At 31.5% G+C, this 13204-nt stretch carries 10 protein-coding genes; 1 reads left to right on the plus strand and 9 read right to left on the minus strand.

From position 1 onward, the window contains the following. Positions 1-42: 42 nt before the first annotated feature. The gene (locus HALO113_RS08010) at positions 43-2073 is read right to left on the minus strand and encodes a recombinase (protein WP_159778529.1); all 2031 of its coding nucleotides are present in this window, start codon (positions 2071-2073) and stop codon (positions 43-45) included. Between the two features lie 71 nt (positions 2074-2144). Here HALO113_RS08010 and HALO113_RS08015 point away from each other — a divergent pair, with 71 nt between their 5' ends. Further along, a complete protein-coding gene (locus HALO113_RS08015) occupies positions 2145-2618 on the plus strand; it encodes a CYTH domain-containing protein (RefSeq protein WP_159778530.1) in 474 nt (157 codons plus the stop codon). Here the strand turns inward: HALO113_RS08015 and HALO113_RS08020 are convergent. The 8 genes from HALO113_RS08020 to HALO113_RS08055 form a co-directional block, all read right to left on the minus strand. Continuing rightward, positions 2615-3196 carry a TetR/AcrR family transcriptional regulator gene (locus tag HALO113_RS08020; protein WP_159778531.1) on the minus strand — a complete coding sequence of 194 codons (582 nt, stop codon included), beginning with the start codon at positions 3194-3196 and terminating at the stop codon, positions 2615-2617. The genes HALO113_RS08015 and HALO113_RS08020 overlap by 4 nt on opposite strands. A 40-nt stretch (positions 3197-3236) precedes the next feature. After that, positions 3237-4628 carry an efflux transporter outer membrane subunit gene (locus tag HALO113_RS08025; protein ID WP_159778532.1) on the minus strand — a complete coding sequence of 464 codons (1392 nt, stop codon included), beginning with the start codon at positions 4626-4628 and terminating at the stop codon, positions 3237-3239. 10 nt (positions 4629-4638) lie between these two features. After that, the gene (locus HALO113_RS08030) at positions 4639-7788 is read right to left on the minus strand and encodes an efflux RND transporter permease subunit (RefSeq protein WP_159778533.1); all 3150 of its coding nucleotides are present in this window, start codon (positions 7786-7788) and stop codon (positions 4639-4641) included. A gap of 17 nt (positions 7789-7805) precedes the next feature. Continuing rightward, positions 7806-8915, minus strand: coding sequence for an efflux RND transporter periplasmic adaptor subunit (locus HALO113_RS08035; protein WP_159778534.1), 1110 nt, complete (start codon positions 8913-8915; stop codon positions 7806-7808). A 14-nt stretch (positions 8916-8929) separates the two neighbouring features. After that, positions 8930-9418 (minus strand): GbsR/MarR family transcriptional regulator, encoded by a 489-nt coding sequence (locus tag HALO113_RS08040; protein ID WP_159778535.1) that lies wholly within the window; start codon positions 9416-9418, stop codon positions 8930-8932. Between the two features lie 107 nt (positions 9419-9525). After that, positions 9526-10014: a septal ring lytic transglycosylase RlpA family protein gene (locus HALO113_RS08045; protein WP_159778536.1), complete on the minus strand. Its 489-nt coding sequence runs from the start codon at positions 10012-10014 to the stop codon at positions 9526-9528. A 19-nt stretch (positions 10015-10033) separates the two neighbouring features. Beyond that, entirely contained in the window at positions 10034-10459 is a 426-nt protein-coding gene (locus HALO113_RS08050; protein WP_159778537.1) for a hypothetical protein, read from the minus strand. A gap of 99 nt (positions 10460-10558) precedes the next feature. Beyond that, the gene (locus HALO113_RS08055; protein WP_159778538.1) at positions 10559-13165 is read right to left on the minus strand and encodes a TonB-dependent receptor domain-containing protein; all 2607 of its coding nucleotides are present in this window, start codon (positions 13163-13165) and stop codon (positions 10559-10561) included. Between the last annotated feature and the right edge of the window lie 39 nt (positions 13166-13204).

Below are 13204 nucleotides of genomic sequence, written 5' to 3' on the forward strand. Positions count from 1 at the left end.
TTTAGAATCAAATACCTATTTTATTACAAAACAATAATTGGATTAAAAAACTTTCTCTTTTAAAGGAAAAAAGAAATGCAAAGGCGCTTTTTTGAAGTAGTTCCAAATAGATTTATTAAGTAGTCTAAATTCCGAAAAAGGAATATTTCTAGAACGAAAAGCAAGTAACATGGATAATGAAAAACTAACAATAAAATTTACAAAACCAATACTTATAATTCCCAATATAGACCAAATAAATGTTTTTAAAGAAATAGCAAAATTACTTCCATACAAACCTAGCGCAAAATTACCGCTTGCAAATGTAATATGACGTATATCTAAATTGAGTCCTAAAAAAACACCTATTGACCCTGTACTTCCCAAAAATATACCAAACCACATATTAGAAATAATTCCTGCCCAATTTCTATCTACCCAATTTGCCATTTTTTTTGTTCTTTGAATTCCAAAAGTAAGTTTAAGCAATGGATTTTCCTGAATTCTATATGGTACTTGAAAATGTTTATTTCTATTTGATATGCTTCCAGAAATAATGCCAGACAGAAATAAAAAAACTCCTGCAATTGCTGCATGTAGTAATGCTAAAGATGTAATAGGACTTAAATCGTTTATTAATTTAGCTGCTTTTGTACTCGCTAAATTATGCCCCGTTAGAAAATGAAAAAACCAAATAATACACAAAGCTACTGGAAAGACAAATACAACATTACCTACGAAAGCTATAAATTGCGTTCTAAAAATACGTGCAAATAGTTTCGCAAAACTATTATGCTTATTTGTCTCTTCTGATTTTGATTTTATGCCTTCATCTAACGTTTGTGCAATAGTTGCAGCAGTCATAGCAGGTTGTTTTGTGGCTAAAGTATAGCCAAGCAAAAAAATGATAATAAAACCTGAAGCATAATTTAAACTATATAAAAAGGCATGCATAAAGTCTGAAACTTGCATTTTTAAAAAAATCAATTTAAAGAAACATAGAAACCCGACTATTATACCACCTCCCATTGCTGCATATAACATTTTAAAATATTCTTTATATCCATCAGTCGCATATTTTTGCCCTGTTTTTGCAGTATGTTGTGTAATTTCATAAGAAACTATTTGAGTACTTTCTAACAATAATTGCCTCACATTATATTTTATGCAATTGTATTTAATTAGTTTTAATAAAATTAGAATGCTATTTTTTTCTCTATCTTCCTCTCTATCAACAATAACTAATTGCAAAATTTCTTTAAGACGAACCAATTGTTGTCTTATTCTTAATAAACTTTGATTAACCGACAAAGAAATGCCATATTTTGAACTATTAAAGAATGCTTTGTTAATAAATTCATGACAAGCGGCATGTTGTTTTAAGACTCTTTTTATGATTACATCATTACTTCCTACAAAATGATTAGGATTATTTCGAAGGGCAATATATAATTTATTGATTTTTTTTTCTAAAGTTAAAAAAGGGGTTTCTAAACTAGCATATTCAGGCACCATTTTTATTACTTCATTTTCTAATGCCCTACCACTCATTCGTTGCGATAATAATTGCATAGCGATTACTATTTCAGATAAAGCAGTTTCTTTTTTTATTTGAGAATAAATATCTTCAACTTCTAACAGTTTAACCAATTTTTGGAGTTCTTCAAATGGAATTTTATTTATCCAAATTGGATCTGTACTCAAATAAAAAACTTGGTTAAGAACAAATTGTAAAGTATCTTTTTCTGGTTGGAAAGGTAAAATTTTATCAAAAATTCTATTTCTTACTTCACTAAAAAAATGATTATCATTAAGAATAGCTGCATCAGTAAGTAATCTTGAAAATTTGTTTCTCTTAATAATACTTCTGAGATATTGCTTTAAAATTATTTTATAATGTGGATTTTCTTCTAAGAAAACCAGTAATTCTGCAATTGAAACAGTTTCAATCTCATCCGGATTTTTAGGTCTAAATACATGCACCAAATCAACTAAAAGAATGAGCTTATCATCGATTGCATCAAGATTTGAAAAATGATTTTCAATTATTTCCCCAACTGATAATTTTCTTCTAAATTTATGTCTTATCTTCATTTTAGGAATGCATTGGTTAGATTAAAAATCATTTCTTAAATTAGTCGAAATTATAAAATTAAATCGTACAAATGGTTGAAATCGAACGCAAATTTTTAGTGAAATCGAACGCTTTTATTAAAGAAGCCGTAAAGCATAGTCGTATCGTACAAGGATACTTATCCAGTGTGCCTGAAAGAACTGTAAGAGTACGTATAAAAGGCCAAAACGGTTACTTAACTATAAAAGGAAAAAGCACTAATTCTGGCATGACAAGAATGGAATGGGAAAAGGAAATTTCGGTTGAAGAAGCCGAACAATTATTAACGCTTTGTGAAAAAGGAATGATAGACAAAACCCGTTATGAGGTTATTGTTGGGGTACATGTTTTTGAAGTAGATATTTTTTCTGGTGAAAACCAAGGTTTAGTACTGGCTGAAATTGAACTTTTAAGAGAAGATGAAACTTTTGAATATCCCGATTGGTTAGGAGAAGAAGTGACTACAGATGAACGTTATTATAACAGTTATTTGAGTAAAAACCCGTTTACCAATTGGAAAAATTAAAATAAATCGAAATTTTCTTTGGTCAGAATTCCTTTTAATTTAAGAATGATAAAATACTCAATGGCTTCTGGTATAGAATAGTTTTCAAACACCTTATATTTCCATAATTTTTCATCGATGTCTTCAAAATTAATGTTGTGAAACAATTCGATATCCACATTTTCTCGAATTAATTGCTTGGTTTTAGCTTCTTCTAATAAAGGTCGGACGACATTTTCATACATGAATACTTTATAGTATTTGTACACGTCCATAGCATCATGATGGTATTTTTTTAAACTGATTAAGAAAATAGGATTGATATTCCTAATTTTTTCAATTGCCAATGTATAGATAACAATGATTTTTAAGAGCGGATTTTCCTCTTTGCTTTTGATTACACCCACTTCATCTAAAAAATTTTGCCATAATAAATCGACCGCTTCTTTTAAGAGAGTTTCTTTATTTTCAAATAGACAATAGAGCGTTTTTTTAGACAATCGAAATTCATTGGCAATATCATCCATGGTAATGATTTTGCTTCCATTTTTAAGAAAATGCGTTAATGCTTTCTCAATGATTTCTGTTTTTCGATCCATAAAAAATAAAGTTAAAAACCCTGCTTTCACAGGGCTTTAATTAGTTTCCACCGCCTAATGCTTTGTATAATGATATTACGGCATTCATTTGTTTGTATTTATTGTCGATATAGTTAATTTCTGTATTTAAAGCATTGTCTTTTGCTGTTAAAACTTCCAAATATGTTACTAAACCATATTGCAGTAATTCATCAGAATAGGTAGCTGCATTCGTTAATGCTTCTAATTGTTTTTCACGAATAGTTAATTTATCGGTTTCATTTTCATAACTCGCTAAGGCATCTGAAACTTCTTTTCCTGCAACCAACAAAGCTTTTTCATATTGTAAATAGGCTTTTTGTTGATTGGCTTTGGCTACTTCCAAACGCGTTTTATTTTGACGTTGATTAAAAATAGGCTGTGTTAAACCCGTGATTATATTCGCAAAAATAGACTTCGTATTGAACCAATCTTTTAATTCTAAAGCTTGTAAACCGCCCGTTGTATTTAGCGTTAAAGAAGGGTAAAAATAACTTCTGGCCACATTGGTTAGTTCAAAAGTATTTCTAAAATTGAGCTCAGCTGCTACTACATCGGGTCTTTTACTTAATAAATAGGCTGGTAATCCAACGGAAATATCAGCTTCTATTTTTTGTTCTTCAAAAGTAGATCGGGAAACGACTCCTGGAGCTTTTCCTAAAAGTTGGTTAAAAGAATTTTCTAAAACTTTACGATTGTATTCCAAATCTTTCAATATAATTTCTGTTGCGTATTTTTGAGCTTCTGTTTGTTGCACTGCAACTTCATTTACACTTCCCGCTTTCTTTAAAGCTTGAATAACCTCCACACTTGTGTTTCTATTTTCGATGGTTTGTGTAACTACTTGTATTTGCGCATCGGTAGCTAACAACTGATAGTATAAAGAAGCGATATTGGCAACCAATTGCGTTTGTATGGCTTGTTTTGCCGCTTGCGATTGTAAATATTGAGCAACCGAAGCTCTTTTATTACTTCTTATTTTTCCCCAAATATCGGCTTCCCAACTCAATTTTGTTGATAATTCGTATTGATCAATACTACTAAAAAGGCTACCAAACTGACTATTTTCAGAGGTTTCCTGATGTGTCCAAGTAGCATTGGCTGTTAATGTAGGAAGATAACCTGCTTTTCCTTGTTTCATCATTGCTTCAGAAGCGTTTATATTTTGAAGTGCAATCTGCATGTCTAAATTGTTCTCCAGTCCTTCGTTGATATATCCTTGCAATAAAGCATCAGAGAATAATTCTTCCCAAGAGAGCATCGCTATCGAAGTGCTATCCTTACTAAGTTCTGTTCGATATAAATTATCGGTTGTTACTTTAGGCGCTTCGTAATTTTTGGCTACAAAACAAGATTGTAGCAAAAAAATACTCGCTAATAAAAGAACATTTTTTATAATATATGGTTTTTTCATTTTAAATTTCTTATTCAATTGTAGCTTCTTCACTTTGAATCGTTTCTATAGTTTTACTACTTACTTTTTCTTGTAAAGCTTGGAAAATGATAAATAAAACCGGAATAATAAATACTCCTAAAACGGTACCTATTAACATACCTCCAATAGCTCCAGTTCCAATTGCGTTATTACCAATAGCTCCTGCTCCTTTAGCCAACATTAAAGGCAATAATCCTAAAATAAAAGCGAAAGAGGTCATTAATATAGGTCGTAAACGAGCCACAGCTCCTTGAACTGCAGCTTGTGCAATACTCCAGCCTTTCCTTCTCGCTTCTGCAGCAAACTCTACGATAAGAATGGCATTCTTGGCTAATAATCCAATTAACATAATCAAAGTAATTTGAAGATAAATATTATTACTTACATTAAAAAAGTAAGCAAAAACATACGCTCCAGCTAATCCTACTGGTAAAGAAAGTAGCACCGCAAAAGGCAACATATAACTTTCATATTGAGCGGCTAATAAGAAATACACAAATATTAAACACAACAAGAAAATATAAAGGGTTTGCCCTCCTGCACTAATTTCTTCTCTTGTCATTCCTGAAAATTCATATCCGTAACCTAATGGTAAACTTTGACTGGCTACTTCTTCCACTGCTTTAATAGCATCTCCTGTACTAAAACCTTCATTAGGTGCTCCCGTAATTTTTACCGAAGTAAACAAGTTGAATCGGTCGATGGCTTGTGGTCCAAAAACTTTTTCTAAAGTTAAAAATTGTGAAATTGGAGCCATTTGACCTTTATTATTACGAACCATAATTTTATTCAATGATTCTGGATCACTTCTAAATTGGGGTTCCGATTGATACACCACGCGATATTGTTTCCCAAATTTATTAAAGTTGGATGCATATACTCCTCCATAATAGCCTTGCATGGTTCCTAAGATATCGGTAACCGATAAACCTGATTTTTTAATCGCTGCTACATTCAAATCGATTCGGTATTGTGGATAATTTGGTGAAAAGGAAGTAGCTGCATATTTAATTTCCGGTCTGCCATTCAAAGCCTTTAAAAACGAATTATTCACCTCGCTTAATTCTTTGATAGAACCTCCTTTTTGATCTTGTAACTGCAACTCAAAACCATTGGTAAAACCAAAACCAACTAGAGTAGGACGTGCAAAAAATAAAACCTTTGCATCTTTTACGGCAGCTGCTCTTTTAAACAAATCTTGAACAATCGCTGTCACTTCTTGATTTTTTTCAGGACGATCAGACCAAGGTTTTAATTTTACAATTACCATTCCGTAATTGCTTCCTGTACCACTGATTAAACTTCGTCCGGAAATTCGAAGTACTTCTTTTATTTCAGGTATGTCTTTTACCTTATTTTCAATTTGTAATAATACCTCTTCTGTTCGTTCTAATGAAGTTCCTGGAGGAAGTGATACATCTGAAAGTATGGCTCCTGTATCTTCGCTTGGTACAAAAGCTTTTGGAGTAACATTTAATAATAAAACATAAATGCCTGCAAAAAGTGCTATACCTAAAAAGGCCAACCATTTGCGTTTGATGAAAAATTCCACCGATTTTTTATATTTTATTGTAGTAGCATCAAAAGCAACATTAAAGGCACTATAAAAACGTTTTAACACGCCTTTTTTCTCTTCGCCTTTGTCATGATGTTTTAAGAAAATAGCACATAAAGCGGGTGAAAGTGTTAACGCATTAATTGCAGATAAAACAATAGACACGGCTAATGTTAATCCAAATTGTTTATAGAAAACTCCTGCTGAGCCATTAATAAAAGAAACGGGAATAAATACCGCAGACATGACTAAAGTAATCGAAATAATCGCGCTACTTATTTCATTCATTGCACTATGAGCTGCTTTTTTAGGATTATGTTCTCCAGCTTCCATTTTGGCATGTACGGCTTCCACCACTACAATTGCATCATCCACTACAATTCCTACAGCTAACACTAAAGCAAATAAGGTTAATAAATTGATGGTGAAACCAAAAATACTCAAGAAAAAGAAAGTTCCTACAATAGCTACAGGTACAGAAATAGCAGGAATAAGTGTTGATCTCCAATCTTGCAAGAAAATAAATACCACAACAAACACTAATAAAAAGGCTTCAATTAAAGTGTGGATTACTTTGGTAATGGATTCACTTAAAAAGTCATTCGCATTAATTAAAGTGGTATACTTAATTCCTTTTGGAAAATTAACAGAAGATTGATCTAATACCTGTAGAGATCCTTCAATTACCTCTTGAGCATTGGAACCAGCTGTTTGCGCAATAGCAATAGCCACCGACTGATTCCCATTGGTTAACGTATTACTCGCATAATTTACAGCACCCAATTCAATTCTAGCTACATCTCCCAGTTTAAGAATCTCTCCATTTTCAGTAGAGCGTACAATAATTTCCTCAAACTCTTTCGTACTTTGCAAACGTCCTTTATATTTTAACGTATATTGAAAAGATTGATCCGCACTTTCACCTAATTGTCCTGGAGCTGCTTCAATGTTTTGTTCTGCCAATAAATTGGTTACATCTGAAGGTACTAAGCCGTAAGCTGCCATCACATCAGGCTTTAACCAAATACGCATTGAATAATCTTTTTGACCAAAAATTACTGCTTCACCCACTCCTGGAACACGCTTGATTTTGGGTAAAATATTAATGTTGGCATAATTTTGAAGAAAAGTCATATCATATTCTTTATTTTCACTGTAGAGTGAAAAAATCAAAATATTATCACTTTGTCTTTTTGCAGTTGTAACTCCAGCTCGCGTTACTTCTTGTGGCAATAAAGGGGTTGCTCTTGACACACGATTTTGTACGTTTACTGCAGCTAAATCGGGATTTGTTCCTAATTTAAAATAAATATTTATAGTTGCTGAACCATCATTATTAGACGTAGAAGTCATGTATGTCATGTCTTCAACACCATTAATTTGTTCTTCCAAAGGAATCACTACCGAATTCATTACAACTTCAGCACTTGCTCCTTGATAATTTGCGGCAACCGTTACAGTAGGCGGTGCTATTTCTGGGTATTGTGAAACAGGAAGTGAGATTAACCCAAGCACTCCCAAAATAACAATGATAATAGAAATCACTGTTGACAATACAGGTCTGTCAATAAATTTTGAAAACATATGTTACTTACTAGTATTTATTTTTTTGATGGGCTAACCACTTCTTCTATTGTTACTACTTGCGGTTGAATAGGTGTACCTTCGGTTACAATTCCAACACCTTCCACTAAAACTTTATCTTTTTCATTTAATCCATTATCTACTACAAAATATTTCCCTCCAGGAACGGGTCGTACTTCAATAGGTACTGCTTTTACCTTATTCTCTTTATCAGCAATTAAAGCAATACGCTTATCTTGCATTTCTATAGTTGCGTTTTGAGGAATTAAAATCACCTCATTCAAGCTTGTAGGAATTTGAATGGAACCACTTCCTCCAGAGCGTAATATTTTATTAGGATTTTTAAAGCTTGCTCTTACATTAAAGGAACCTGTTTGCGTATTGGCTTGGCCACTCATGGTTTCAATTTTTCCACTTTCTTCATAAATAGCTCCATTACTTAAAATTAATTTCACTGGAGGCATTTTTGTAATTTTATCTTGAAACGTTTTCCCATCAGCATGCAGCATCATGTCCAATTGCTGTTTTTCGTTCATTGAAAAATAGGCATAAATGGAACTAATATCCGATATTCTTGTTAAGGGCTCTTGCGTTTGACTACTTACATAACTACCTAAACGGAAAGGTAAAGTCCCTACAATTCCATTAACTGGACTTTTAATAGTTGCATAATTGATTCTGGCAATAATACTTTGATACGTACTTTTTGCAGAAGCTAAATTTGCCTTAGCGGTTTCTAATTGCACATCGCTAATGATATTTCTTTCGACTAAGGGCGCTAGACGATTTACTTCTACTTGAGCTGCATCTACTCTAGCTTTAGCTGCACCAGCATCTTGTGTAGCCATTTGCGTTTCTAATTTAAAAAGCAATTGCCCTTTTTTTACTTCTTGTCCTTCATCTACATATATTTTTTCAATGTATCCATCTACTTTCGGACGAATGTCTACATCTACTATTCCTTCTAAAGTTGTAGGGTATTCTGCTAATAAAGTCGTATTGGATTTTGCTACTTCAATTACTTTATAAGGTTGTACTGGTGGAGCTTGATTGGCTGTTTCTTTTTTATTACAAGAAAAAAAAGTGAGAGACAAAACAGTAATGCTCAGTATATATATTTTTTTCATTTTGAGAATCTAGGTTATTTATTTAATTGGTTTTTTTCTTCTATTTCTTTAAACTTCGTAATGGTTGTTAGTAAAAGTTGCTCTGCTTTTTCCATATGTTCTTTATAAGCATAACTATTTAACAAATTGATTTTCTCTTGTGGGCAACAAATATTTTTTTCTCTGTACTTTATAATTTTATCAATTAAAACTAATTCGTTGTTTACCAAGGTTAAGTAATTATTTAATCGCTGACTTAATGGCGATGCTTTGAAATATTTTTTTCGATCCCCTAAAACTGTGAAGTAATAAATCTTCTCCATTTTTAAAAGTAAATTTATATTCGTGGAGATAGAACTCTTACTAGCTTGCATTTTATCCACTAATTCTTCAAAAGTTAATCCCGATTTACATCCATCAATAATTAGAGTGCCTAAAATTCGGGATGCCAATGGTGGAATGTTATATAATTGTTCAAAGTGAACCCCAAACATTTCAATTAGTTCTTGCTTTTCTTGCTGCATGATAAAAATATTTGGTACAAATATAATTCAAGTTCGTTATTTACCGAACTAAACGAACTTAATGTTTTGTTAAAAATAAATCAAAAAAAAATCAGCCTAAGCTGATTCTATTCGTTTACAATTTGAAGATTTACTAGGATATATCCTATTTTTTTTTGTTCTGTGAGTTCCATAAAAGCAGCCTTAGATAAATCGATTTCTCTACCTTTAGTAAAAGGACCTCTATCTGTAATAGTCACAACAACTGATTTATTATTAACTATATTAGTCACTAACACTTTAGTACCGAAAGGTAATTTTTTATGAGCAGCAGTATATTTTGAATTATTAAAAATGGAACCACTTGCCGTCTTTTTACCATTAAACTTATCATGATAATAAGAAGCATGTGCTTTTTCTTTATAAAAGACTATTAGAGGTTTTTTTTCTAATACAAGAGAATCAGAAACCATCACTGTATCAACAATTATTGAATCTTTTCTAATTGTATCCCATACTATAGTTTTACTTGAAAACGAACGTTCAGGTTTACAAGTAAAACTACTTATACTTATAAGAAGAAATAAAATTAAAAAAGAAATACCATATTTTTTCATTTCTTCTAGTATTTATTGGTTAGTTTAACCAATTAGACCAAGGAATTCTTGACAAGATTAGCAAAAGACCTATCGTATAAAAAATAGCAATTTTCTTAAATTTACCATTATTACTTTCTTCTTTTTTATGTTTAGACCATCCTATAGTAATTAATACTAAAGCGATAATATTAATTAAAGGATGCTCTAAAGAAGTTAAACGCATACCCGCATCTTTCATTTCTCCTAACATGGCGAAACCTTTTTGAGAAACAAAATATAAAATCAATCCTAATAGCAATTGCATGTGTGATAGAATTAATGCAAAAAGTGAAATGCGTAAATCTTTATCAGAAAATAATTTTTTAGATACCACTCCCATGATTGCATTTATAGAGGCAAAAAATAAAAGTGCTAAAACGATATATGCAAAAATAGAATGTGCTGATTGTAATGCTGAATACATATTGGCTTATTTAAATGTTAAGTAACAAATATAGGAAATAAAAAAACCGCTTCACAAAAAAATTGTGAAGCGGTTTGTAATTTAATTAGATTTCTTTTTTTAGAAATTATATCTCACTGAAAAATTCCAAGTAGTACCTAAACCAAAGTAACCAACGTTGTTCGTTTTAATTCCATTAAAAGTTTGATCACCATCTTGTGCTTGATTAGTAGTACTAAGACTTGCTAAATAAACTTCTCCAAAAACATTGTTCACATTAAATCTAAAGTTTACAGAGTTTTTGTCATCTTTACCAACTAACATTTTGTAAGATAAACCTGCGTCTACTAAATCATATTTAGGCAATTCTAAATTCTCTTTTATAGCACCTACATCAGAATATAATTTATCATAATTTCTCCAATCTGCATCAATACTAAAACGTGTAAATATTTCATATTTAACTCCTAATCCCCAACTTGTTTGTGCAGCACCTCCTACTTTACCACCATCAACATCATCTCTTGTTTCTAAAAGTACATTTCTGTCTTGATCTCTTTTAACAGTAACAACATCCCCTACATATTGCCAATCCCCTACAGAAGCAAAACCTCTAACATCTAATTTTTTTATTGGTCTTGCTGTAAAGTCTAATTCAACACCTTGATGAAGTTGTTCAACACCTTGATTAGTCGTATAAATAATATCCCCATCATTTAAAACTGTAGTTCCAACTACCTGACCTGCAGTCGCTGTAGCAGAAGTAGAAGTAACTCTATCTTTCCATGAAGTTCTATATGCATTTAAATTAGCAGAGAAATAAGAAGAATTAAAACTATAACCTAACTCTAATCCTAATATTTTTTCATTTTCTGTCAAAGGATTTACATCATTCCCAAAATTTAAATAAATATTATCATGGTATGGTTGACGTGAGTAGTATCCTGCATTTGCATACACTGCATTATTTTCATTTACATTATAAGCAACGCCCCCTTTAGCATTATAACCTATATTGTTAACTGCATCTGCTTTTTCATTTTCAGGTAGATATTGGTATCTATCCCATCTTATATGTGATTGATTAGATAAAGATCCTTGAAAGAAAGCAGAAAAATTATCGTTTGAATATTCTAATTGTGAAAATACCCCTCCATAATTAATTCTTTCATCATAATCCCATGCATATCTTTCATTCTCACTTGCGAAATTGAATAAAGCACTCCATGGGTTTGATTCATATGTTGCGTAAATCTGATTATTAGGATTATTAACATTCAAAGTATTATTATCTAAATAAAATTGAGCTCCTAATAAATCTGTAATTTGTCTAAAGTGACTTCCTTTATATGTTCTAATATCTAAACCTGCATTAAAACTAATTTCGTCAGTTAATTTAGTTTCAAAATTAGTCACTAAACCAAACCAAGAGTGATTATTAACTGAGTTTCTTAAAGCATATGTAGATTTTCCAGTTGCACTAGCTAAGTTATTTGTATAAATCTGATCAAAATTAATTTGACCATCTGCATTTCTTACTCTTGAACCAATACTTCCTACACTTCCTCCTCTTCCAATTGAAGCATAAAGTACTGTAGATAAATTTGAATTTTCTGAAATGGTATAATCCCAGTTTAGATTAGCTACTGGTTTATGATAATAATTACCTACTTCACTTTTAAATCTACCATTTAATGTACCCCAATTGTTATTATATTTTCTTCCTTTATCTAAATATACACTTATTCTTTGCGAAAAACTTTGATTGTGATATTGAGGTGCTCCTGTTAATAAGAAATTAAAATTATGTTTGTCATTTGGTTTGTAACCAACAGATATAAAATAATTCTGACCATTTCCTTGTGTCCCAATCGTATATCCTTCTCCTTGCCAATGTGACATCATAATACTCATACCCCAACCTTTCTCGTTCATTCCAGTATTATAACCCGCAAGTGTTTTAAAATAACTATTGTTTGCAACTCCTAAAGAAGCAAAACCACCTTCTTTTTTATCAGTAGCTCTAGTTACAATATTGATCGTTCCTCCTACAGAAGATATTGCTAATTTAGATGAACCTAAACCTCTCTGAATTTGAATTCCATTTGCTATGTCAGTTAAACCTGACCAGTTTGACCAATAAACTAGACCATCTTCCATACCGTTAACTGGTTGCCCGTTAATTAATACTGCAGTATTGTCTTGTTCAAATCCACGAACTCTAATATTAGAATCTCCGTATCCTCTTGATTGATCGGCAACATAAATAGATGGTGTATTAACCATTGCTTGTGTAATATCAGAAGTACCTACTTTTTCTTGTATTTCAGTTGCTTTAATTGTTGAAACAGCAATTGGTGTTTTTCTATCGCTAGCTAAGTCGATAATTCCTTTTCCTATTACAACTACAGCTTCTAATTGGTTTTCATTAGCTTTTAATGCTATATTTCCAATATTTGTTGAACCCGTAAAAGGTATAATTTTTGTTTCAAAACCTAAATAAGAAACTACAATTTCTCCTGAAGCCATACTAGTTGTAAATTCAAATTTACCATCAAAACCAGTAGTTGCTCCATCCTTAGTACCTTTTACAGATACGTTAGCACCTGGAAGTGGTTCGTTAAAGTCCCCATCTATAACCATACCAGTTATTTTAGATTGAGAAAAAATGGTTTGGGTTGCTAATAAAAATAACCCAAGAATCATTAATTTTTTAAAAACTCTCATTTGTTGTTAATTTTTTTGCAAAATTGGTACATAGATTTG

This window comes from Flavobacterium sp. 9AF (assembly GCF_902506265.1).
Classification (GTDB): domain Bacteria; phylum Bacteroidota; class Bacteroidia; order Flavobacteriales; family Flavobacteriaceae; genus Flavobacterium.